General features: G+C 43.7%; 27 protein-coding genes and 1 riboswitch. Of the genes, 7 read left to right on the forward strand and 20 right to left on the reverse strand.

The features are described from left to right. Nucleotides 1–105 precede the first annotated feature (105 nt). Nucleotides 106–423 (reverse strand): thioredoxin, encoded by a 318-nt coding sequence (trxA, locus tag NSQ66_RS25180; RefSeq protein ID WP_036679814.1) that lies wholly within the window; start codon nt 421–423, stop codon nt 106–108. A gap of 354 nt (nt 424–777) precedes the next feature. Here trxA and NSQ66_RS25185 point away from each other — a divergent pair, with 354 nt between their 5' ends. Then, a complete protein-coding gene (locus tag NSQ66_RS25185) occupies nt 778–936 on the forward strand; it encodes a YqzM family protein (RefSeq protein WP_094902239.1) in 159 nt (52 codons plus the stop codon). A 474-nt stretch (nt 937–1,410) separates the two neighbouring features. On the opposite strand, the gene dnaI is transcribed toward NSQ66_RS25185, so the two are convergent. The 3 genes from dnaI to NSQ66_RS25200 form a co-directional block, all read right to left on the reverse strand. Next, nucleotides 1,411–2,367, reverse strand: coding sequence for a primosomal protein DnaI (dnaI, locus tag NSQ66_RS25190; RefSeq protein WP_036685219.1), 957 nt, complete (start codon nt 2,365–2,367; stop codon nt 1,411–1,413). Nucleotides 2,368–2,385: 18 nt separating this feature from the next. Beyond that, nucleotides 2,386–3,924: a DnaD domain protein gene (locus tag NSQ66_RS25195; RefSeq protein WP_038573182.1), complete on the reverse strand. Its 1,539-nt coding sequence runs from the start codon at nt 3,922–3,924 to the stop codon at nt 2,386–2,388. 240 nt (nt 3,925–4,164) lie between these two features. Further along, nucleotides 4,165–4,461, reverse strand: coding sequence for a YuiB family protein (locus tag NSQ66_RS25200; RefSeq protein ID WP_036685224.1), 297 nt, complete (start codon nt 4,459–4,461; stop codon nt 4,165–4,167). Between the two features lie 307 nt (nt 4,462–4,768). On the opposite strand from NSQ66_RS25200, the gene hemQ reads away from it, so the two are divergent. Then, the gene (gene hemQ / locus NSQ66_RS25205) at nt 4,769–5,527 is read left to right on the forward strand and encodes a hydrogen peroxide-dependent heme synthase (RefSeq protein ID WP_036685226.1); all 759 of its coding nucleotides are present in this window, start codon (nt 4,769–4,771) and stop codon (nt 5,525–5,527) included. Between the two features lie 65 nt (nt 5,528–5,592). Here the strand turns inward: hemQ and NSQ66_RS25210 are convergent, their stop codons facing one another. Together NSQ66_RS25210 and NSQ66_RS25215 are read right to left on the reverse strand one after the other, a co-directional pair. Then, nucleotides 5,593–5,871: a hypothetical protein gene (locus NSQ66_RS25210; protein WP_036685228.1), complete on the reverse strand. Its 279-nt coding sequence runs from the start codon at nt 5,869–5,871 to the stop codon at nt 5,593–5,595. A 1-nt stretch (nt 5,872) separates the two neighbouring features. Next, nucleotides 5,873–7,066, reverse strand: coding sequence for an NAD(P)/FAD-dependent oxidoreductase (locus NSQ66_RS25215; protein ID WP_036685230.1), 1,194 nt, complete (start codon nt 7,064–7,066; stop codon nt 5,873–5,875). A gap of 331 nt (nt 7,067–7,397) precedes the next feature. Here NSQ66_RS25215 and NSQ66_RS25220 point away from each other — a divergent pair, with 331 nt between their 5' ends. Next, nucleotides 7,398–8,372, forward strand: a complete 975-nt coding sequence (locus NSQ66_RS25220; RefSeq protein WP_036685581.1) for an NAD(P)/FAD-dependent oxidoreductase — start codon at nt 7,398–7,400, stop codon at nt 8,370–8,372. A 132-nt stretch (nt 8,373–8,504) separates the two neighbouring features. Here NSQ66_RS25220 and sda read toward each other — a convergent pair whose 3' ends face one another. Both sda and NSQ66_RS25230 read right to left on the reverse strand, forming a co-directional pair. After that, nucleotides 8,505–8,648, reverse strand: a complete 144-nt coding sequence (gene sda, locus NSQ66_RS25225) for a sporulation histidine kinase inhibitor Sda (protein ID WP_036685584.1) — start codon at nt 8,646–8,648, stop codon at nt 8,505–8,507. 315 nt (nt 8,649–8,963) lie between these two features. Beyond that, nucleotides 8,964–9,626, reverse strand: coding sequence for a YheC/YheD family protein (locus NSQ66_RS25230; protein WP_036685231.1), 663 nt, complete (start codon nt 9,624–9,626; stop codon nt 8,964–8,966). 333 nt (nt 9,627–9,959) lie between these two features. On the opposite strand from NSQ66_RS25230, the gene NSQ66_RS25235 reads away from it, so the two are divergent. After that, complete coding sequence (locus NSQ66_RS25235) at nt 9,960–10,169, forward strand: hypothetical protein (protein WP_036685233.1); 210 nt, start codon at nt 9,960–9,962, stop codon at nt 10,167–10,169. A gap of 437 nt (nt 10,170–10,606) precedes the next feature. Here the strand turns inward: NSQ66_RS25235 and NSQ66_RS25240 are convergent, their stop codons facing one another. Together NSQ66_RS25240 and NSQ66_RS25245 are read right to left on the reverse strand one after the other, a co-directional pair. Beyond that, a complete protein-coding gene (locus NSQ66_RS25240) occupies nt 10,607–11,059 on the reverse strand; it encodes a GNAT family N-acetyltransferase (RefSeq protein WP_076099396.1) in 453 nt (150 codons plus the stop codon). Nucleotides 11,060–11,166: 107 nt separating this feature from the next. Beyond that, nucleotides 11,167–11,526, reverse strand: coding sequence for an iron-sulfur cluster assembly accessory protein (locus NSQ66_RS25245; RefSeq protein WP_036685235.1), 360 nt, complete (start codon nt 11,524–11,526; stop codon nt 11,167–11,169). A 458-nt stretch (nt 11,527–11,984) separates the two neighbouring features. On the opposite strand from NSQ66_RS25245, the gene mqnE reads away from it, so the two are divergent. Both mqnE and NSQ66_RS25255 read left to right on the forward strand, forming a co-directional pair. Then, nucleotides 11,985–13,091: an aminofutalosine synthase MqnE gene (gene mqnE, locus NSQ66_RS25250; RefSeq protein ID WP_036685236.1), complete on the forward strand. Its 1,107-nt coding sequence runs from the start codon at nt 11,985–11,987 to the stop codon at nt 13,089–13,091. 51 nt (nt 13,092–13,142) lie between these two features. After that, entirely contained in the window at nt 13,143–14,204 is a 1,062-nt protein-coding gene (locus tag NSQ66_RS25255; RefSeq protein ID WP_076099373.1) for an NAD(P)/FAD-dependent oxidoreductase, read from the forward strand. A 410-nt stretch (nt 14,205–14,614) separates the two neighbouring features. On the opposite strand, the gene NSQ66_RS25260 is transcribed toward NSQ66_RS25255, so the two are convergent. Next, on the reverse strand, nt 14,615–14,869 hold the full coding sequence (locus NSQ66_RS25260; protein WP_076099374.1) for a YuzB family protein: 255 nt from the start codon (nt 14,867–14,869) through the stop codon (nt 14,615–14,617). Between the two features lie 81 nt (nt 14,870–14,950). On the opposite strand from NSQ66_RS25260, the gene NSQ66_RS25265 reads away from it, so the two are divergent. Next, nucleotides 14,951–15,199, forward strand: a complete 249-nt coding sequence (locus NSQ66_RS25265; protein WP_036685249.1) for a NifU family protein — start codon at nt 14,951–14,953, stop codon at nt 15,197–15,199. A 158-nt stretch (nt 15,200–15,357) separates the two neighbouring features. On the opposite strand, the gene NSQ66_RS25270 is transcribed toward NSQ66_RS25265, so the two are convergent. The 9 genes from NSQ66_RS25270 to NSQ66_RS25310 form a co-directional block, all read right to left on the reverse strand. Continuing rightward, on the reverse strand, nt 15,358–16,224 hold the full coding sequence (locus NSQ66_RS25270; RefSeq protein ID WP_036685252.1) for a MetQ/NlpA family ABC transporter substrate-binding protein: 867 nt from the start codon (nt 16,222–16,224) through the stop codon (nt 15,358–15,360). A gap of 57 nt (nt 16,225–16,281) precedes the next feature. After that, complete coding sequence (locus NSQ66_RS25275) at nt 16,282–16,941, reverse strand: methionine ABC transporter permease (RefSeq protein WP_076099375.1); 660 nt, start codon at nt 16,939–16,941, stop codon at nt 16,282–16,284. Next, the gene (locus tag NSQ66_RS25280) at nt 16,941–17,957 is read right to left on the reverse strand and encodes a methionine ABC transporter ATP-binding protein (RefSeq protein WP_036685258.1); all 1,017 of its coding nucleotides are present in this window, start codon (nt 17,955–17,957) and stop codon (nt 16,941–16,943) included. The genes NSQ66_RS25275 and NSQ66_RS25280 overlap by 1 nt, the downstream gene beginning before the upstream one ends. A gap of 102 nt (nt 17,958–18,059) precedes the next feature. Beyond that, nucleotides 18,060–18,195, reverse strand: a riboswitch (SAM riboswitch). Between the two features lie 102 nt (nt 18,196–18,297). Further along, a complete protein-coding gene (locus NSQ66_RS25285; protein WP_038573186.1) occupies nt 18,298–19,032 on the reverse strand; it encodes a Cthe_2314 family HEPN domain-containing protein in 735 nt (244 codons plus the stop codon). Between the two features lie 155 nt (nt 19,033–19,187). Continuing rightward, the gene (locus NSQ66_RS25290; protein WP_076099376.1) at nt 19,188–20,171 is read right to left on the reverse strand and encodes a COX15/CtaA family protein; all 984 of its coding nucleotides are present in this window, start codon (nt 20,169–20,171) and stop codon (nt 19,188–19,190) included. 102 nt (nt 20,172–20,273) lie between these two features. Continuing rightward, entirely contained in the window at nt 20,274–20,618 is a 345-nt protein-coding gene (locus tag NSQ66_RS25295) for a thioredoxin family protein (protein WP_036685265.1), read from the reverse strand. A gap of 78 nt (nt 20,619–20,696) precedes the next feature. Beyond that, nucleotides 20,697–22,325, reverse strand: coding sequence for a polysaccharide biosynthesis protein (locus NSQ66_RS25300; RefSeq protein ID WP_038573188.1), 1,629 nt, complete (start codon nt 22,323–22,325; stop codon nt 20,697–20,699). A gap of 26 nt (nt 22,326–22,351) precedes the next feature. Next, nucleotides 22,352–22,837: a DUF456 family protein gene (locus tag NSQ66_RS25305; protein ID WP_038573189.1), complete on the reverse strand. Its 486-nt coding sequence runs from the start codon at nt 22,835–22,837 to the stop codon at nt 22,352–22,354. Between the two features lie 58 nt (nt 22,838–22,895). Further along, the gene (locus tag NSQ66_RS25310) at nt 22,896–23,663 is read right to left on the reverse strand and encodes a Cof-type HAD-IIB family hydrolase (protein WP_036685270.1); all 768 of its coding nucleotides are present in this window, start codon (nt 23,661–23,663) and stop codon (nt 22,896–22,898) included. Nucleotides 23,664–23,700: the final 37 nt, after the last annotated feature.

The raw sequence follows: 23,700 nt of genomic DNA on the forward strand, positions 1-23,700 counted from the left end.
TAAATTGGACCCATGATTAGTTGGCATTCAGCACACAAAACGCCTCCGGAATGAACCGAAGGCGCTGAGTGGCAGGGCCGAGGCCCGAACAGTAGCATCTATCAATTATTGATGTTTTGCTACGATATTTTTCAGGGATTCTTTGGAGTTCAGTCCCACAACTTTATCTACCGGTTGACCGTCTTTGAAGAAGATCAGAGTTGGGATACTCATAACACCAAAACGGGAAGCCGTTTCCGGATTCTCATCCACATTCAATTTTGCAATTTTCACGTCGTCTCCCAGCTCTGTGGACAATTCATCCAAGATTGGAGCGAGCATTTTACAAGGACCACACCAAGGAGCCCAGAAGTCTACTACTACAGTACCTTGACCTTCCACTTCGTTACTGAAGGATTGGTCAGACACGTTCACGATAGCCATGATATTGTTCCTCCTTTAAGTTTTGCGAAGCATTACGCACATCTTAAGCCAAAGCTTAGTTCATGGAAGCTGCTCCGAAATATGAGTTAATAAATTGTTTCATGTAATATGATAACCAAATTACCACTTACCGACACATTACAAGTATAACATATCTTTATGGGATATGTGAAATATCACTCGCAATTATATTGCCTTCAATGTATTTTTTTTACGTACTCTTTTCTTTACAACCTCCCCAGCATTTCGGTATACTTAAATAAAGCGCATTAATTGTCAATGACTTATTTCATAAAACTAATGTCAATTTGCATCTAACAATACAGGGCTTGTCCCTGTAAGGAGGCAGAAACTATGGATGTTAACGCGCAAGTACGGGACCCACGAGAACATATCAACGAAGAACCCCGCAATGATCTTGGGGATTTAATGACCGGATTTTTCGGAATGACCACGTTTATGACGGTTGTCTTTTTCGGAATGGTCATCCTTAAATTCATTCTCTCGGAGTAAAGGAATCATCGCACAATAAAAAGAAGCTGTCTCAAAAGTAGTGAATGCTACTTATGGGACGGCTTCTTTTTTTGAGAATAATGAGGGAAAACCTCCCTGATTATAGCCGATAATTGCTATAAATGAACAGAATCAGGGAATTCCTCCCTAATAATCGGGAGAATATCTATTTTCGCTGACGAATCAGTTCATTTTTAGGGAGATATTCCCTAATTAGTAGTCTAATGAGCAGAAACCTCTGAATTTTAGGGAGGTATTCCCTAATTATCGATCAGAGTGAGTATGCCCGCCAGATGTTGCAGCCGGAAAGTGTGTTTGGACAATTAAAGTACACTCAAGACTTCCGGCGATCCTGCTTCGCAGCATGGAAAAAGCGGCGTTTGAGTTCGAATAACTAAAAAAACGAAGAGCAGCCATCCTCCAATAAAAGGAGAACCACTGCTCTTTTGAATTTTACATTATGAATATTCCAGCTTATCTATTGGCCCCTCGCTGATTCTCCCCATGCAGTGGAAGCACATCCACAAAAGGAGCAATGCGATCCATTAGTCGTTGGCCTTTATAGACCTCTTCACCATCTTTGCTCGTAAAGCTAAGATGTTTCTCCAAGCCATCCAATGGATAATTCGAGGTATAGAAGGTTGGTTTGCGGTTCATCCGATAATTCAAGATCGCCCCAAGTACATGATCACGAGCCCAAGGATTCAAATTTTCCGCACCAATGTCATCAAAAATAAGCAAATCACAGTTTTTCATCGTATCGACAGTTTCCTTCATTTTCTGGCCATCCATCATGATCGATTTCAAGTCCTCTATAAAGTCTGGCATGTATACGATCACTCCGGTATATCCAGCAACAGCAAGCTCATGCAGCAAATAACACATCAAAAAAGTTTTGCCTGTTCCGAAAGAGCCATGTAAATAAATGCCGCGTGAAGTCAGGCCTTCCTCTTTAACACTGGTGATATAATCAAATATTTTATTCACAGCCGAGACCCGGCGCGGGTCTTTGCCCATAATATCTATCTCATCATAACCGCCGTTAAGTACACGCTCGTCCACATAAAAGCTACGAATACGTTTGCGGATATTATCCTGATTATCTTGTGCCACTTTAAGTCGGCATGCCGTCTTGCGTTCATATAGATCCACTGAACCATTCACAGTTTCTACCGTTAGTTTACTATAATGGCCAGGAAAATCATTTGGACACTTCTCTAGTCCTGGGCAGTTCGCACAGTTTCGGCTTTCCTCTACATATTGATACAGGCGACTCATATGAAGCCGCAGTCGTGATTCGTCCAGCTCAGGATGTTCGGACTGTAATGCCTTCACAAGTGGATGATTGAATAACCCCTGTTCAAGATCGCGTTGACGCTGCCGTAGAGTTGGATTGTTGATCGAACGAAGTACATCGCCCATAGACTCCATTGTTCCACCTCTCTTTCATTAAGGCGTTTGCGATACGCCTTTTTTCTTACTAGCCTTAATTTCTGCCGCTTTCTTCATCATCGCCGCGAATTCCTCTTCCGATACTGTTCCGGCACTTCCATCATCCAGCACAATCGGAATTTCCGGTTTATTGGATCGGCCTGTATTTTTGGCATAAGAACGTGATCGTGTTCCTCCAGCAGTATTAGGCGTTGTCCCCTTGCCCTTCACTTTGGACTGATCTCTAATATATCTTACAGCCTTCTCATAGGTGTTCACTTGTTTAACCAGCATATTGGAGGCGATAGCCTCTACAAAATTGCGGTTCATCCGCTGTTCTCCACCCGAAGCTACCATAGTCATTAAATAATGAATGAGTACATTAATTACTTCACCGCTCAGCTTATAGTTCAGATCTATTTTCTCGAACATATCCATCAGATGGCTGGGCACTGCACCCGGGAAAAAGGTTTGTAGCAGTCTTGTATAAGGTTCGTTACGCAGCATCATATTATATTGGTGAATGTCGCATTTGGACAAAAATTGTGGCGGTACTTCTACATAATACTCCATCTCAACTGATTGCTCTGGTGGTGCTATAGAATCATCATTCTCTTCGGTCGCACTGGACCGGATGGAAACAACTTTTGCAGCCGCAATTTCACGTTTTTCCTGTCGTTTCATATCTTGCCTGAAATGTTGGCTCGCTTTATATTGCAACGCATCCAGCATTACCTCGCCCTCCGGTGAGAACACTCCATCCTCATCCAGCAAACGACATAAATCCTGCGGACTCAGTTCGTATTTATGAGCAACATAGTTAATTACACCCATTTGAGTATGGTCAAAGCGCAGTTTTTCTACATGAGCCCGATTCACAGACTCCCGTGGAAAACGCAAAATAATGTCACTATATCCGATTGCCTGCTCTCCGGATTCAAGCGTGCCGGGCTGTCGAACAGAGGCTACCTCCGCCAAAGCTTGCTCCAACTCATAATCAATGACATGTGTATTAAGTTGAAAAATATCATAAAAAGGCACGGAAATATTCTCTTTGCCTATAGATCTGCGACTCCACTCTTCCGGCTCGCGATTCCAGAACTGTTCCCGTAAGGACAGCACAGCAAATTTGCCAATCTTATCACGTAACAGCAAGGTTAAATGCTGAGTGGCAAAAAAGTCGGCTGGCGATAGCGGCGGCATTAGCTCATATTCATATAAATAATCATCTGTTTCCGGCACATAGATTCGACAGGTCTGCAACAGACCCACTGCTTCTAACCGGGAAGCCTGATCAATTAAATATTTGCGGCCTTTCTCATTGGGTTCAACACCCAAAGTCATAAATAGCCTGCGCTGTTGCTCCACTCCAGAATAGCCAATGCTATCTGCTGGCACATGTTCAACCAGCAAGCGATAGAAACTGATTGCAAAGGCTCCCACCATAGGTTGATATACAGAGCTAAGCATACGTCCATCTATAACACTAAGACCAAATTCGCGGGAAACGCAGTACCGATGATGTTCGGTGAAATGATGTAAGTTACTCATCCGCATCTACGGATACCCCCTTGTTTACACGAATTCATACAGGATTCTATTCTATCACAAATTAACATAGCGAAAATGTAAATAAAATCCCAATTTCGACTCTTTTCGCAATATAATCAACTTCTTCTTACGAATATCTACCTCTATTAAACAAGAAGAAACGGCTTCGCCGTCCTCTAAAGAGGAAGGTATCCCGTTTCTCGCAGAAATATAAGACTGATTCATAACATAGGCTCTTTCGAATCTTTAAAACATCTTGTAACCGCCAAAGCGCAGCTTTTGAATGGTCCATCCACTAAGTATAGCACCTGCAAGACCAGCGACACCTGTAAGATAATCAACAAAGTGGAAACTGGAGAGATGCTCCCAGAGCGACATCGCGTTTCTATCCCAAATAGAATAGATTACGACGGGTAGAATAATAAGTACGAATAGATAAGCGGGGAACCAGGTTGTCTTCATTAACATGTTAAGAATAAAGCCGATACCAAACATCATCACAAAGAATAAAACGGCTAGGATAAACACTGGAATAAATCCCATCTTACCGTCTCCACCCCTTTCTATAAAGAAGCGCACATCTTTTACAAGCTAGTAGTAAGTTTACTAGAAAAAATGTCACGAAGCAATGAACTTTATTCAAATTCACGCACTAATTCGCACACTTACAGGATGCCTCCGTTTGCTCTTGGCGGCTTGATTGCGATACAATGCAAGTAGATTAATCAGATCATACATAGCCTATGAAGCAGATGCTTCGTAAGACTAAGTTTATGCTTCAATTGCGAGTTTTACGCGATGTTATTTTGGGCGAGGCTTATGCTTCGTAAAACTTTTAAGGAGTGAGATCATGATCGAAGCCGCTTTGACACTGGAAGGCTGGTATGCACTGCATGACTTCCGCTCTCTGAACTGGACCGCTTGGACGGCAGCAGATGATGAAGAACGTGCCGTTGCCCTGGAAGAACTACATGCTTTTATGCAGGAATGGAGCCCTGTTGAGGAAGCTAAAGAAGGCAGCACCGCAGTATACTCCATAGTGGGCCAAAAGGCCGATTTTGTAATGATGTTTTTGCGCGAAAGCCTAGAAGCTTTGAACCAACTTGAGACCGCCTTTAACAAAATCGCTTTTGCTCAATATACAACCAAAGCTTATTCATATGTAAGTATTGTTGAATTAAGCAACTACGCTGCTGGTGGCAGTGGCAGCGACGGCAGCGATCCAATGCAGAATCCGCATGTTGCCGCACGACTAAAGCCTATTTTACCGCAAGCGAAACACATCTGTTTCTATCCTATGAACAAAAAACGCGAGCTTGCCGATAACTGGTACATGCTTGATATGGACAAACGCCGGGAACTCATGGCTTCACACGGGTTAATTGGACGTTCATATGCAGGCAAAGTGAAGCAAATTATCACCGGCTCCGTCGGTTTTGATGACTGGGAATGGGGCGTGACTCTGTTCGCTGAAGATGCACTGCAATTCAAAAAGCTGGTATACGAAATGCGTTTTGACGAAGTAAGTGCTCGTTACGGCGAATTCGGACCTTTTTATGTCGGCAATCTGCTGACTGAAGAATCTTTTGAAGAAATGCTCAAGCTGTAATAACAAAAAAGGGTGTGTCTCCAGTTCGTATGGAGACACACCCTTTTTATTGCCATATTATTAGATTAAGACACCGAAGTTCCTGAATCCTCATCTTCGTTATCCTCATCATCTTCACGTAAACTTTCCAGATATTCAGCCGTGGCCCGATCCCGAGCGCGCCCTTTATCCTTCAGGCGTTCGATACCAGGGAGAATGAGCAGATCAATTTCCTTCTGAACGATATAAGCCAGATCATACTGGTTCTGATCCTCCAGATAAGATCCAACCTCTATCAGTCCGTTATAACGGTCCAATTCTTCCCGAGTCAGCAGTCCGCGTACCTGTACGCTGCAATGGCGCATCTTATAAGAATCTTCCTTTTTTCAGAACCAGCGGAATTCCGCCGATAATGAACAAGTAGCGCATATCTACAACTTTTTTCAACTGAGCTGCAGTCCAGCCCTTGTAAGTTTTGCTGCCTACTACAGCGATTCCTTGGCCTTTGCCTAGGGAAGCTACGGTTCCTTTATTGCTGAATGCGAATTTCTTCGGCTGTTGATTGCGGATTGCTGCCACCAAATTATGCGCACAACATTCACCCTGCTGCATAGCAATTTGAGCGGTTGGCGGGTAAGGGCGTCCTTCCGGATTAATCATAAGGGAGCCATCACCAATAATGAAGATATTCTCTTGGCCCGGTGCACGTAGATATTCATCTACCTTCACGCGCCCACGCATAGCTTCAAATCCGGCAGCCTCAATAAGACGATTGCCACGGATTCCGCCTGTCCAAATAATTGTGGAGGCTTTGATTTCTTCGCCTGATGCCAGAATCACCCCGTTTGGCAGACACTCCTTGATCGCAACCCCCATCTTGAAGGTAACTCCCTTTTTGGTGAGCAAGTCCATCGCATACTCAACAAGCTCAGGAGCAAAACCAGGCAGTGCTGTCGGAGCAGCCTCTACGTTATATATATTAACCATACTTGGATCAACGTCATATTCTTTACACAGTCCAGGGATACGGTCAGCTAATTCAGCTACAAATTCGATACCGCTAAAGCCGGCACCACCGACAACAAAATTAATATGCTCCTGAGCATTGTTCTCGTTCTTGTACTTAGCGAATTGATATTCAATATGCTCGCGAATTAAACGAACGGAATTGATGCTCCGGATTGTCAGTGCGTATTTATCAAGTCCAGGAATACCAAATGTTTCAGGCTCTCCACCTAAAGCAATGACAAGATAATCGTACGATAGGGTACCATCCTCCAAAATAATCTTTTTCTGCTGAGTACGAATTTCCTGAACAGATGACTTCACGAGGTCGATCTTGAATTCATCGATTAGTTTCGAAATGGACACCCGAGTGTGTTCAATACTGTCCGTACCCGCGGCAGGCATATGTAGATGGGTAGTAAAATAGTGGTACTCGTGACGGTTTACAAGCGTGACATCCGCTTCATTATAATTCAAAGCCTTCTGCAAGCGCTGTGCGGTCAAAATACCCCCATAGCCCGCGCCTAAGATAACGATTTTGGGAATACTACTCATGTTCCGGCTCCTTCCAAGAGGTAAATCTGTCTTTGTATTTTTTATTGAAACAATGTACGGTCCTTTTTGTGAATTTATACACTTATATTTAGAAGAAATTCCAATCAAACTTGAAGCATTTCTAAATTGACCATATCCATTGTAAACCTTAGTGTAGCATTAATCAAACATTAAAATACTAAAAAACGTCACACTTTTATTGACTTCTAAAGTCTTTCTTTGCAGGTATGTGTCACAATGATTATAATAAGTAGGTACACAAGTATGGCAAAATGAATATATCAACTCGGAGGTGTAATATCCCGTGACCCAAGAGCAATCCAGCGTTCCTATGAGCGACCTTTTAATCATAGGTGGCGGGCCAGCTGGCATGTTTGCCGCATTTTACGGCGGAATGCGTCAGGCATCAGTAACCCTTATTGAAAGTATGCCCCAATTGGGGGGACAACTTGCTGCCCTTTATCCAGAAAAATACATTTATGATGTGGCAGGTTTTCCAAAAGTAACAGCACAAGAATTGGTCGACAACCTGTCACGGCAAATGGATATGTTCCAATCCAATATCCGGCTGGAGGAGAAAGTGATTTCTGTTCAAAAACGGGACGAACGTCATTTTGTGGTTACAACCGATGTAGCCGAATACCACAGTAAGGCGATCATCATTACAGCTGGTGTAGGTGCATTTGAACCTCGTCGTTTGGAATTACCCAACGCTGGACGTTTTGAAAAAGCAAACCTCCATTATTTTGTAAATGATCTAAATGCCTTTAAAGATAAAAAAGTTCTGATCAGCGGTGGCGGTGACTCTGCAGTTGACTGGGCACTCATGCTGGAACCCATCGCTGAACAGGTAACCCTGATTCACCGCCGGGATAAATTCCGTGCGCATGAACATAGCGTTGAGAACCTGATGGCTTCCAAGGTTAACGTAGTTACCCCTACTGAAATTACAGAGCTGCATGGTGAAGAGTTCATTACTAAGGTTACATTGTCAAATATCAAGACCAAAGAAACTCAAGAAATTGAAGTGGACAGCGTTATTGTTAACTTCGGATTCATCTCTTCCCTAGGTCCTATTGCCGAATGGGGTATTGAGATTGAGGGGAACTCCATTGTTGTTGACTCGCGTATGGAAACAAGTATTCCAGGCATATTTGCTGCCGGCGATATCACAACTTATCCTGGTAAGCTGAAGCTGATTGCTGTAGGATTTGGCGAAGCTCCAACGGCTGTGAATAATGCTAAGGTGTACATTGATCCAGAAGCCAAGCTTTCACCGGGTCACAGCAGTAATATGAAACTCTAAATCTATTAACACAATAAAAAAGGGTATTCTTACAGGCCTGTTGATAACAGCCTGTGAGGATACCCTTTTATGTTTGTTTGTGCCTCGCGGTTTTATATATGTAGCCTGCTACAAAGTTATCCTTTGCGCTTTTTAATGAAGAACCGCATGTACTGGAGAGTGTAAGTTTCGTTTGCGAATTTCAACGAGTAGAAGAGCGATGAAATCATGCTCTAGTTGCAGCTCTATTGCTCTATGGTAAGAGTCAAGCAGCATCTCATCCGACAATTCAACCATAAACTTCATCTACCTTTCCTTTATTTGGATCTGAATCTATCATATCAAACTATCATTTTTCGAACAAGCGTTCGCGTTATCCACAAGTACATGTGGAAATCCTGTGTATAAAATGTGTGTAAGCGTTATAAAGGTACTAGCTACACAGTGGACTATGGGGATAATAGTTATACACAGGATTGAACCACTTGTATACAGCTAAAAATATATTTTTATTGTAAATAAATTACAATGTTATTTACCCCAAAAGAACGCAACTAAACGCAATTTTATCTTACTACTCTATTATCGTCAATTCTTAAAATAATTGTTAATTTATTGAGGTCTTGTATTAACCTCCAGAATCCATATTTTCCCCGAATAATCTACAGCATAATCAAAGCCCAGCTCACCTATTCCCGGAAAATGCCGTTCCATAATTCCGATACATACATGGGTTAGTCTCCGCATTTCTGCTTTCTTCGCTGAAGCTTTAATCCGCGGCAACGATCTACGAAGTCCTTCACGACATGATAGCATCGTTCCCCCTTTACAAAGATTGGTCACGAACAGACCTGGCCGAGCCAATCTACCTACCATGGAGCGAAATTCCCAAACATCACCATTTTTAACTACTTTGACCCGATAATCAATAGGCCGCCCGCCGATTCTCGCCAGGGAAATCCCTTGTTGAATCAAATATCTGCGTCTTGCTTTCACAGTATTAAGCGCACGTCTCATGGATCCAAAATCCTTGTAAATTCGAGTTCTGTCCATATAGGTGAATCCATAACCGCGACTATCCCGAAAAACTTTGATTACACCGTAACCTCCGCCACCCACAATAGGTTTAATGACAACATTTCCATATTTACGAAGCATTGCCAGGAGCGTTTCTGCCCTGTACCCCCTCGTCATTGGGATATAGGGTGCAACCCGAGCATCGGTCAGCAACGCCTCTGTCTTCAGCCACTTACTGGCCAATTGTCTTCCTGCCATCGTCCTTTCCCTCCCTTCACAATCCAGCCTACCCTATACATTACTCAGAGAAGGTCTCGCCCTCTTGTATGATTGTCCGTGTAAGATGCCGCTCTTAGCAAAAAGGGCTTAGTGTTTAGCACAGCATCAGTCGACAGCGACAGGGTACAACCGCGGATTTTGTAGATTCAGTTCTCAAGAAATTCGACATCATTATCTTAATGGATGAGTTCACTATAACTAGAATAATCTTCAAAATCGTTGTATTATTAATAGCGGTTACATTTTCAATTTCTACTATTATAGTGAGTACTAACAGAATCACTAAAAAGCACAGCGCGGGGAGGGCTCAGAATGGCACAGTTTTTTGAGGTTTTATATTGGGTGGCTATGCTTGGGATGTCCATTGTATTGGCTGGAACGACTATACTGATCTGCGCCATCGGCTTTAAATTTATTAAAGACAAACGCAGAGCACTGGGTACGGGCTGTATCGCCTTCTCCCTTGGAGCTGCAGCGCTCATCGTATTTATGATTAATTACAAGTTTATTATTCCAGCCTAATGTACGCAGGGACTGCCTATAAGCAGCTTATTTCTATGAACAGACGGTCCGACCATCGCAAAAAAACAACAGAGCAGCGATTCTCCAGTTATGTGGAGAATCGCTGCTCTGTGTTTTTAAACAATAGCTATCTGCTTCAACAGCGTCTTTAACCCATGAGCATTTCGGACCCATATGACGTTATTTGCAGATTTTCAACCTTTTAGGCGTGGTTTCGGACTCCAGTGACACTATTGCTTAAAAAGAGCTTCATATTTACTGATTTCATAGCAATAGCGGCAATGCGGTCCGTTGGCACCACAAATATGGGGAAATGCGGCGTTTAGGGTCATCTGTGTCCGATACAAGGTTCGCGATACATGGTTTGCTTCCTATGTAAAAGAATAAAGAGCTACCCCAGCGCCCATTAAATGACTTCTGAGAAACTCCCCTATTACTCATAAATCCAGCGACAGGCGTATCATATCTATGACTTGAATCCCATTTTCAAAGATTTCTTCACTGTAATGCCTAATAAAAAAATTTCTATCAATGCCGGTGATTCTGAATCCACATTTCTGATAAAGTGCCAATTGTCCAACGCTCGAATTTCCTGTGCCAATTTCAATGGTTTTTGCCCCAAGCTGCTTGGCATTCTGAATCGCATGGTTCAGCAGCTGTTTTCCTATACCTTGCCCGTGTTTATTTTCGTCGACGGCGATATTTACGATCTCTACAGTCTCCGGTCTTGTCTGCAGCACAACGTAGACTCCGATGATGCTGTTATCCACCTCAGCCACACAACATAACCCTCTTTGTAAATATCCGTTAACCAAGCTCTCCGAAGGATCTGCTAATAGAAGTAATTCTAATGGAGGCTGTTCACCAGCTTTTAATTTTCTGATTTCCATTTCCATTTCCGAACTCCTTGTGATGATTTTTGTCATTGAGAATAAAAAAAACTCCAAGCCTGTGTTGTTAGAATCCAACACGGGGCTTGGAGCCGTGATTGCTGTGATTAGCAAGGCTCTTCGTTAGGTTTCCCTGCATCCGTAGCTGTCCGGAAGCTTGAACCGCAGCCGCAAGTTGCAGTAGCGTTAGGGTTGTTGATGGTGAAACCACCCGTCATGCCGGATTCTTCAAAGTCGATTTCGAGACCGTCCAGGTAACGAAGGTTCTCCTTCTCCACAACCACTTTCATGTCTTGAATATCCATATATACGTCCTGATCGGTTTCATTATCATCAAAGCCCATAGCGTACGAGAATCCACTGCAACCGCCGGGCGTTACTCCAATACGGAGGAACATGTTCGGTACTTCTTGTTCAGCAAGCATCGCCTTTAATTGTTCTGCTGCCTTTTCACTAATATTAATCATGATCTCATCCTCCTACAAATTCGTCTCCCTTCATAAGCGGAAACTTATGTTTAAGGGACCTTCCGGCCAAAAGTTATTTCATAAAAATATAAGATAGTATAAGTGTTGCACCTATTCTTTATGTCTTATATTTCTCGCTTAAACGCTTATCAACTTTATAAGGATGCCAATGACGTTTATGCTTGATAAATTCAGTATAACCGACTATTCCGTTACCCTCAAGTCACAACTGCCTTAGGCATGACCCTTCACAGCAAAAAACACCATCAATATCAAGCTGTTGATACCCTTAGGAGAGTAGGTTTATAATAGGGAAGGCACTCTAAGTAAAAATTCGGAAATTTGTCACGGAGGCAAGCTCGCCTCTTTCTTTTTTAGAATGAACAGCTACCACTTGGGTACGTCTGGAATTTATCTTCGAGCAATCTGCTCGTAAACTTTCAGGAGGAAATCATAATATGTCTACTCTTTTTACCCCCCACACGGATGCCCGAATGGCGAACATTATTGATAAGGTTCGCAGCGGCGAAAGATTGAATTTGGAAGATGGCGTTTATTTATATCAAAGCAACGATTTACTTACCATTGGCCAGCTAGCGAATGAAGTCAATATCGCCAAGAATCACAATCGGGTATATTTTATCGAAAACATGAGTCTATATTTCACCAATGTTTGCGAATCGCACTGTGCATTCTGCAATTTCCGCAAAGATGATGGAGAAGAGGGAGCCTATACCCTTTCCGGTCAGGAAATGGTGCAATATGTCGAACAGCATATCCACCCAGGCGTACGTGAATTCCATATTGTTGGTGGCCATAACGACAAGGTTCCCTTCCAATATTATGTGGATTCTTTAAAAGCTTTGAACGAACGTTTCCCTGAGGTTACCTTAAAAGCCTACACTGCCGCTGAAATTGATTTTTTCACCCGTATTAGCGGTTTGAGTATTCGTGAGGTACTGGAACAATTGCGTGCTGCTGGACTGAAAACACTCACCGGTGGTGGTGCAGAAATATTATCCGACCAATATCGTAAAAAAATGCGTGTAGATAAAGCTAATGTGGAAGAATATCTGGAAGTCCATCGGACAGCACATCAGCTTGGGATGAAGACCCATACCACTATGCTGTACGGCTCCATTGAATCTCACGAAGACCGTATCCGCCATATGATGCAAATCCGTGATTTGCAGGACGAAACCAATGGCTTTATGGTATTCATTCCATTGTCCATGCAGCCTAAGAATAAAAACGCTGGCATCATGCGTCGCAACTCTGCTTATGAGGATCTGAAGACCATTGCGATCAGCAGATTGATGTTGGACAATTTCGATCACATCAAAGCGTACTTCATTAACATTGGCCCTCAGCTTACTCAAGTCGCGCTGAACTTCGGTGCATCAGATGTGCATGGCACAATTCTAAAAGAACGTATCAGCCACGCGGCTGGCGCCTTAACACCGGAAGGTCTGACTCGCGACGAATTGATCTGGCTAGTGAAAGGTGCTGGACGAATTCCTGTCGAACGTGACACTTTCTATAATGAAGTTAAGGTATACGAATAAGAAGACTACCTGAGATTTGTTATCCCATATTGGAAAGGAAGTTCGGTCAGCATGAGAACAATACTCGTTCTTGGCGGTGGCTACGGCGGCCTAGCCTTAATTCAAGAATTACTCAATAATCATCTTCCTCATGATGTTGAAATTATCTTAATTGACCGAATGCCTTATCAAGGAATCAAAACGGAATATTATGCGCTCGCCGCAGGTACCGTAACTGATTATCACCTGCGCATTCATTTTCCGGTTCACCCCCGGCTTACTGTCCGGTACGGTGAAGTGAGTTCCATTGATTTGGAGAGCAAAATAGTCAGTATGGAGTCCGGTGAGATTGTATCTTATGATCTCCTAGCCATTGCTCTTGGCTGTACCGACAATTACCACAACATCCCTGGTGCTGATCAATATACCTGCAGCATCCAGACCTTTGCTGGTACTCGGGAAACCTACCGCCGTTTAAATGATGTGAAGCCTTACGGAACGATAAACATTGTAGGTGGAGGATTGAGCGGTGTTGAATTAGCCGCAGAGCTTCGGGAAAGCCGTCCAGACCTTAACATCGCTATTCTGGATCGCGGTGAACGTGTTTTGTCTGCCTTTCCGGCAAAGCTGTCACAGTACGTAGAGGAATGGTTTCATCACCATCAGGTGCAAACGCTGGGACGAATCTCTGTATCTCATGTAGAGAAGGATTCGATTTTTAACGGTACCGAGGAAATCCTTTCAGATGTGACAGTATGGACCGCAGGGATTCAACCTGTAAAAGTAGTTCAAGATTTGAATGTGTCGAAGGACCGCGGTGGACGGATTATGCTGGATGAGTATTATCGTATACCGGATTATCCGGAGGTATATGTGATTGGTGACTGTGCCAGTCTGCCATTCGCACCAAGCGCACAAGCCGCTGGAGCACAGGGTGAGCAGGTAGCTCAGGTTATCCAAGCGACCTGGCGCGGTGAGACTCCTAAGCTTCATCCTATTCGCCTGAAGGGTACTTTAGGGTCACTAGGAAAAAAAGCAGGATTCGGACTTATGGGACAACGCTCCGTCAAAGGACGGGTTCCCCGCATCCTCAAGAGCGGAGTGCTCTGGATGTCGAAACGCACTTTAGGATAAGCCTATGATTGGTTCATAAGTATTAAAGGAAGCTACTCTCAGATAAACACGAGAGTAGCTTCCTTACGTTATTGGTGCGTATACCCTTCGGACTCAGATGACCTTATTTGCAAATTTTCAGCCTTTGAAGGAGAGTTTCGGACTCCAGTGAAGTTATTGCTTATAATGAGGTTCATTTATGCTGTTTTTCAGGTGAATAGTGACTATGGGGTCCGATAGCAATCCAAATGTAGGAAAACACTCAATATAAGGTCGCCTGAGTCCGGTGGCACCTTCACGGTAGCCCCTGCACTCTCCAATATGTTGCCTAATCGATCAAATTGGTGGATTTTGTTCAAGTAAGGTTCCAAAAAGAGGGAGCACTCCATAATTTAGATTATGGAGTGCTCCCTCTTTTTTTCTCGAGAAATTTAGTCAAGATCTATATTAAACCAAGCCTCAAGCTCTTTGATCTTGGCCTCAATTTTCTCTTCTAGCTCTGCAACAGTTTCTGCTGCAATAATGTCACCTTCAACCATGGCGAAAGGCATTAAATAACACTCTCCACAATTGTTCAGACATCCGTATTCAATGACATCATAATCTGGATTTTCCTCCAGCTTATGCATTAGCTTGTCTGTTCCATGACCCATGTTGCTGGAACAAAATTCAATAATTGGTCTCATGATGATCTCCCTATTCCGCCTAACCATTTTATTTTTTAACTTTTTGTACTATAATGAACTTACGAAAGGAGTGATTGAGAAATGAGTGAGAATGCACAAAGCACCGAAATGTATGATGAAGTACTAGAAGTGCTGGATAAGCTTCGTCCGTTCCTGCAGCGCGATGGCGGTGACGTAGAACTGGTCGATGTGGAAGACGGCATCGTTAAGTTGAAACTTATGGGTGCCTGCGGCAGCTGCCCAAGCTCCACGATCACCTTGAAAGCCGGGATTGAACGCGCCCTCCTTGAAGAAGTAGAAGGCGTTGAAGAAGTAGTTCAAGTATTCTAAATCCCGTTCAATAACCCTCCCGATTCTCCTGTAAAGGAGATCGGGATTTTCTTATTATAGAGGATTTAACATTCTCTCACAACCTTAGAACATAAAACCCGCAAGCCAACTTGGCTGCGGGTTCTTGTTATGACTATAGACGAATTTAGCTTCATTCCTTAAAACGCTGGAATGATCGCACCTTCGTACTTTTCTTCAATGAAAGCTTTAGCTTCTGGAGAATTCAGGGCAGCAACCAGCTTTTTGATGGCTTCGGAATCTTTATTGTCTTGACGGGTTACCAAAATGTTAGCATAAGGGGAATCTACACCCTCGATGAACAATGCATCTTTAGTTGGCACAAGACCAGCGTCTAGTGCAAAGTTCGTGTTGATCAAAGCAAGGTCTACCTCATCCAGTTGACGTGGGAGCATAGCTGCTTCCAACTCAATGATGTCGAGATTTTTCTTGTTTTCAGTGATATCTGCTTTTGTTGCAGCAATGTTTGTATCATCTTTCAAGGTAATCAGACCATTTTTTGCAAGTAGGATTAGTGCACGGCCACCGTTAGTAGCATCGTTCGGAATGGCAACTTTTGCACCATCAGCCAACTCATCGATCGATTTGATTTTTTTGGAATAAGCTCCAAAAGGTTCAACGTGAACGGATGCAACAGAAACCAGGTCGGTTTTATTATTTTTGTTTTGGTCATCCAGATACGGTTGGTGTTGGAAAAAGTTAGCGTCTAACTCCTTCTCATCAAGCTGCACGTTAGGTTGAATATAGTCAGTGAATTCTTTGATTTCAAGTGTAATTCCATCTTTTTCAAGCAATGGAGCAATAGCCTTCAAAATTTCAGCATGAGGAACAGGTGAGGCACCAATCACCAATTTCACTGGATCTTTAGTAGGTTCACTTGTTGCTTCTGCGTTTGGTGCTGTTGTAGCAGCCGAGCTCCCAGCATTATTAGATGCATTGTTGTTACCGCAAGCCGCAAGCACCGCAACCAGTGTCAGGCTAAAAAATGTAAGTAGTACTTTTTTCATTGTAAATCCCCCTCTAATCTATATTTTGTATTGAATAAGGATATATATGGATGTACCTTATTTCCGTGTGTAATGTTTTACGAGTCGGTCACCGGCCATTTGTAGCAATTGCACCAGTACGACAATAAATATTATAGAAACAATCATAATCTCCGTCTCATAGCGGTGGTAGCCGTAACGAATCGCCAAGTCACCTAATCCGCCGCCCCCAACCATACCAGCCATTGCTGTATAGGAGACCAGTGTAACCAGTGTGATCGTAACTCCAGCTAGCAGACCTGGACGAGCTTCTGGCAAAAGAACACGCATAACGATTTGGTTCGTCGATGCTCCCATACCTTGTGCGGCTTCGATGACTCCGCGGTCTACCTCTCTTAACGACGTCTCTACCAAACGGGCAAAAAACGGAGCTGCACCAATCACCAGAGGTGGAATCGTACCGAGTACACCAATGGAGGTTCCAACAACGGCTTTGCTGAAAGGAATTAGAGCCACCATCAAAATGATAAAGGGTACGGAACGTAGGATATTTACAAGTAATGATAAGACCGAGTAAGTTACTCTGATTACTATACTATTCGATTTCCCCCATAAATACAATAGAATTCCGAGTGGTAAACCAAGAATAATTGTGAACAATCCGGAAAAAAATATCATTTTTATAGTAGCAACCGTAGCATCCATCATTTCTTGCCAATTTAGATCTGCAAAATTCATTACGAAATCACCTCCACATCAAGGCCTTGAGCAATTAGTCTGGAGATCGTTACAGCAATTGCCTCAGCTGGCCCTTCAAACCGCACAATCATCTGTCCATAAGGCACATCTTTAATCGTTGAGATGGTACCATGTAAGATTGCAAAGCTCACACCCGTATCACGCACGACATCGGATAGTGCCGAGCCGTAAGTTTTTTCTCCGAAAAAAGTAATTTTGACAGCTTGAGAGTTATCCCCGGCAGCAGCATCAAGCGCCACTCGAAGAGGCCCTTCATTCTGTGTCTCACTGCGGATGAAATCGCGTGTAACCTCATGCTGCGGCTTGAGAAATACCTCTGTAACTTTGCCTTGTTCAACAATCCCACCACCATGTATGACCGCGACACGGTCGCAGATACTCTGGATTACATGCATTTCATGCGTGATCAGCACAATGGTCAAATGGAATCTTTTATTAATATCAAGCAGCAGCTTAAGAATGGAATCCGTTGTCTGGGGATCAAGCGCAGAAGTGGCCTCGTCACACAGCAGTACATCAGGGTCACTGGCTAGTGCCCGGGCGATGCCGACCCGCTGCTTTTGTCCTCCAGATAACTGAGAAGGATACTTATCTGTATGTTCTTCAAGCCCAACTAGAGCGAGCAGATCTTTCACTTTTGTATCAATAGCTGTTCTAGATGTACCTGCAAGTCGCAGTGGAAAGGCAATATTATCATACACAGTCGCCGAAGAAAGCAAATTGAAATGTTGAAAAATCATCCCAATCTTGCGCCGCTGTTCCTGTAATTGACCTTGGTTAAGGCTAGTGAGTTCAACACCGTCTACCCAGACCTCACCTTCTGTCGGACGTTCCAACAGATTAATGCAACGGATCAATGTACTTTTCCCCGCTCCAGAGTGGCCGATGACTCCGAATATTTCACCTTTCTCGATGGACAGATTCAATCCAGAAAGCGCTGTTGCCGCATTACTCCCTTTTCCATAAACCTTTGTTATCCCTTTTAGATTAATCAACTCTCGTCGCCCCCCCTTTATATTTCACTTATTCTATACAAAAAAACCTCCAACGATCGATGCAGATCGCAAGAGGCTCTGTGGGTTTATTAAGACAATGCCTTCTCATCTGCCAACGACCGCAACCTGCGCCATTGTAGGAATTAGCACCATGACATTTGTACAACGCTTCCCGCGCTGGATACAAATCGGTTGCCGGGCTTCATCGGGCCTATCCCTCCGCCGCTCTCGATAAGATAAAGTTATGAAATTATATTTTTTCTGAAATCGTACATACTTTAATGCAAGCATAAGTATAGTGAGTTTATCGATTTTTGTCAAAAGGAAATATATTGAACGATTACGATTTTATGCTCTTTGCCCTGCTTATTTCCTTACGCAGCTGTTCATTGCTGTAGCTGAATGCCGCGATTAATGTCTTACAGTTCATTTCGAGCGATTGTTTTAAATCCTCAAGATGGCTATCCAGATCCTCGAGCTGAATTTTATCATGCAGACCTTGATGCCGCTGCCACAGATCATCCTGCATTTCAGAATTCATATAATGAATTTCAGCATTTCTGCGCTTGCGTAAATTCTCCAATGGATCGCGGTAGGAGTTCTTGATCTGTTCCAGTTGATCCGCTAATGCAGGATGCACATTCAATAATTGAAGCTGACGCAGCACTGTAAAGTAAGAAAAGTGCGTTTTTAATTTGGATGTTTTGAGATCATAAAAATGATTCAGTACCGTCCCAAGCTTGTCCAGAAGAGAGAAAACCCGGATAAAGCCATCTTTATAAAAATAAACATAACGTGCATAATCGCCCTGTTCCACCGGTGTCATATCATCCATATAACCCGCGATCACTAATTTCCGGTAAAAAGCGGCCGCGAACCAACTTTGCTCCAGTTCATCCAGAGAGGAAATCAGTCCACGTGTCCAAATCTCCAGCTTGCGGTATTCATGGTCATTATCCTCATGGGCACTCATTTCCTTGCGCAGCAATGCTGCAAAAGTGGCCATATTCTCCATCGCATCAGCCAACACACCACTGTTCTTTCGAGGCGGCTCTCCAAGTAATACCCGCAGCATATCCCAGTCCTCCTAAAGTTTTGTTCAGCGTCTGCTTCCATGGACTGCTTCGTACAAAACTCGCGACGTAAGCATCGGCCAATCAGCTCCACGATATACCGATTTCCACTTTATTATTCCGCGGGTGAAGCGCCTCTATCCACGGAGGGAATGTTCTACCAAGGCGGTGGAATCATTGGGTTCGTTACATTTTTTCCAGACACGACACTACCCGCACGATTTAGCTGCCAGACTCTTACACTCATATAACATAAGACACCAAACAAACTGGCAATCAGCAAAATATGAGCCAAAGCGGCAAATATGTACAATCTTTCATTATCTAGGGTGTAAACCACAGCCGCCCCACTAAACACCTGCATCAAGCATAACAGCACTGCAGCTACACCTAGCGCTCTAAGCTCTGGATAATCCTTATGTTTCCAAAATGCTAAATGCCCAAGCAGCGCAGTAAGCATGAATAAGAGCAAAGCCGCAATCCGATGCGTAAAAACAACACCTACACCTCCAGAAAGCTCCGGAACCCATTCTCCATTACAAAGCGGCCATCCCGAACACCCGCCCTGTGAATCCGTATGACTTACAAAGGCTCCAATATACACGACAATATAAGAATAGATGGCAGTAAAACAAGTTAAATTGCGAAAAGCCTTACTTACGGGCTTCTTTTGAGCTTCCAACGTATGATCATATTCGCGCGATTCATGCCATCTCTTGGTTCCAAGAGCCAACATCATAGCGCTCGAAAAGGCGATCAAAGAAAAACCCATATGCAGCGCCATTACAGCAGCAGATTGAGATTTAATTACTGCAAGCGCTCCCATACCACCTTGAACGATGACGAATAATAAAGTCATAAATGCATAGCCCAGCAAATCGCGCCGAGTACGGGCATAACGCCAAAAAGCAAACATCGAGGCAAGTGAGAATAACCCTGCCAAACCGCTAAACAAGCGATGGGTGTATTCAATCATCGAGCCTATAGTATAAGCCGGAATTAATTTCCCATGACAGAGCGGCCATTCATTTCCGCATTCCAAGCCCGATCCAGTCTTCGTCACTACCGCTCCTCCGAGTACAGCGAGGAACATGATAAGGCAAGTAAGATAACTAAGCCATTTCAACTGATTTGTCGTCAAAAATATCACCCGCAGTTTTTAGTAATGAAGAAGCAGCCAGACTTATATTTCAAAAAACCACCGCTTTTGCACAAACAGGCGAAAGCGGTGGTTCCTTAGGAATTACTTTTGAAGGCTTTGATGCACTTGGACCGCTTTATCAAGGAAATTTTCAATCTCTTCACGGGATTTGCGCAATTTATTAACGAATCTAACCAATTCCCGTCCATCCGAATATGCGACGAAGCTTGGAATACCCATAATATTTTGTTCTTGGCTAACATCGCCCACGGCATCAACATCTACCTCAACCAGTGTAAGGCGGTCTGCATAAGCCTGCTCTACCTCTGGGATAAAAGGATCGATAAATTTGCAATCCGAGCACCAGTCAGCCTTGAAGATGGCCACTGTTAATCGAGGTGATTGAATGGCTACCTGAAATTCAGCAGGAGAACTAATTTTGTCCATGATTTACTCAGTCCCTTCTTCAATATCTGTCTATTTTCTACTCTTTAAGTGAAGCAAAATGCAGGGTAGAAGTCAAACCTATTCTCTCATACGAACACGTGCAGGCTGTAACTTCATCAGCGGATTCAATAATTTTTGCAGCGCCCGCGGATAACTGGAGATTTCCTGTTTAGTCAGCACGCCCAGCACAATAAGCAGTACTAGATAAATAACAACAACTGCTGCTCCTACAACAAGACAAGTGATCAGAAACGCCAAACGTGCCGGCATCAGATCTGTTAACAGAATCCCAGCCTCATTCAAGCCATAACCAATCCCGCCGGACACAAGTACCGCAATCGCGAAACCGCCCCAACGTTTGCCCATAATTTCAAAAGGCACGATCGATTTCAGCATGCGTAAGTTAAGCAAAGTAATGACCACGAAACAAAGTGCTGTTGCACCGATGATTCCGTAGATGCCAAATACCTTACTAAGTAATAAGCTTGCCACTAATTTTACAATAATACCCGCTAACACATAATACATGGAAATTCGCGATTTGCCCATACCTAACAAAATAGAGTTCGTTGTCATCATCGTAATCTGAAAGATCGTTCCTAAAGTAAGCATGGCTACGATACCACTGCCATCTAAACTGGCGAACAATAATCCATTTACAGAATAAGCAGCTGCTACAAGCGCCAATACAATCGGCATCCCTGTCAAAATAGAAATCCGCAGAGCAAGCGTTATCTGCTTTTTCAAATGCCCCTCATCACGGCGGGCATAGGCAGCCGAAATGATCGGAATCAATGAAGTTCCAAGTGCGATAGCTAGAACAGGTGGAATGCCCGCTACACTCTGAGCACGATTGGATAAAATACCTAGCGCTGAAGTGGCACTATCCCTACCTATCTGATCAATCAATAATCGTACCGTAAGAGAAGTGTCAATTACATTCACAACCGGAATCGTAAGGGAAGACAGCACAATGGGAATAGACAGTGTAAAAATATCCTTGTAGATACCCCAAATCGGTAATTTTTGAGCAGTATCATAATTCAATCCTAATTGCTTGTCCTCACGGCGAAGTTTGACTGCAAAATAAATCATTACGCCAAACGCCGCGATACTACCGATCACGCTACCAAAGGATGCTCCCGCAGCAATTGTAGTGTTGCTATAACCTTGATGTAATAAAATATAAGCCAGCAAAATAGCGGTCAGTACGCGAGCGAATTGCTCCACGATCTGAGAAATCCCACCTGCCATCATATTGTTGCGGCCTTGAAAATATCCACGCATCATCGCTATTGCCGGAAAAAGCAGCAGCGCAGGCGCAATAGCTTTTATCGCCATCGCCGATTCAGGGACATCAGCAATATGAGTTGCATAAAATGGAGCCCCTATGTACAGCAAGACAGTCATAAACACCCCTGCAGCCACTGAAAACAGCAGTGCAGCATGATACACTTGTCTCGCCTCTTCAGGACGATTCAAGGCGTATCGTTCAGAGACCATTTTGCTGAGTGTACTTGGAATCCCAGCGGTGGCTACGGTTAGAAGCATTAAATAGATATTGTTAGAAACTCCGAACGATGCTCTCCCCACACCGTCAAAGATATGGTCCAGCGGCACCCGCTGGACAAGCCCGAGTACCCTTGCCACCAAAGCTGCAGCAGCAAGGATAAGCGTGCCTTTAACAAAAGACTCTTTCTTGGACAAACTCTTTCCCCTTCTTCACTGTTAAATTAAAACCGGGCGACCCATATAAAAAAGAGGACGACCATAATTACCTGCAACACGATTTTGACCAAGGTGCTGCTAAATAAGCCGAGTATGGAGCCAACACTTACCTTAGCAGCTTTAGAAGGTGAAGATCCCACGATCAATTCTCCAATAAAAGCCCCTAGAAATGGCCCAATGATAAGACCAAAAGCCGGGATAACAAAAGGTCCCAAGATCAGCCCGATCGTGCTCCCGATAATCGATGAACGTGAGCCGCCAAATTTTTTGACACCCCACGCTCCTACAACATAATCAGCAACAAAAAGAACTACAACAATCAGTGTTTGAATAATCCAGAACCAAACCCCAAAGGGCTCAAAAGAAAAGAACCAGCCGTATACAAAAAAGGCAAGATAGATCGCTAACGCACCCGGCAGTATGGGATACACAGCCCCTGCCAATCCTACAGCAAACAAAACAATGATAAGAATCCAACCCAGGATCGTCAATTCCTTAACCTCCTACTAGCATAATGCTCCATGGATTCACTTCGCAGTACTGCTTTTATTATTTGCTGCCTACAGAGGCTGCAGCTTCGGTAAAGATATACTTTTGGATGACCTCGGCAATCCCGTCTTGATTATTGGTCGCCACCACAACATCAGCCTCTTGTTTAACCGTCTTTTGCGCGTTGCCCATGGCAACCCCAAGTCCAGCCTGCTGGATCGCCGCCAGATCGTTAAGGCTGTCGCCCACAGCTACAACTTGCGACATTTCTATTCCCAGCAGCTTGCAGACTTCCTTTATTCCTGCTGCCTTATTCACGCCTAGAGGATTAATCTCCAGATTGTGCGGAGAAGAGTTCGTAATCTCCAGTCCACCCATATCTTGAAGACGAAGCAACAGCTTATGGCGAAGCTCATCATCTTCAGTGTGATAACCGAACTTAAGCCATTCTCTACCCGTTACATCCCCATCCCAGTTATCCTGTTTGAGAACTTCGTCCAGAGAATAAGCCCAGAACCAGATGTCATCTGCTTTTGCAAGATCATACATTTCTTGTACCAGCTTGGGATCCATTAGCGATCTCCGGTATATTTCATGTGGCGCTCTCCACACCTCACTGCCGTTCACAGTGATCATCGGTGTCTCTAAACCTAGCTGCTCTGCATAGGGTAAGGCACTTACAAATGCCCGGCCTGTCGACAGACAGACATGAACGCCTGCGTTGACCGCCTTTTGAATCCATTCCACCGTTGTGGGTGTAATTATCTGTTCATCATTCAGTAGGGTTCCATCCATATCCAATGCAAGCAGGCGGTATTTGGCAATCATTTGCCACCCCTCCATTCTTGTATGCTCTCTATTGAGA

This window comes from Paenibacillus sp. FSL H3-0329 (assembly GCF_037963285.1).
Taxonomy (GTDB): domain Bacteria; phylum Bacillota; class Bacilli; order Paenibacillales; family Paenibacillaceae; genus Paenibacillus_AQ; species Paenibacillus_AQ odorifer.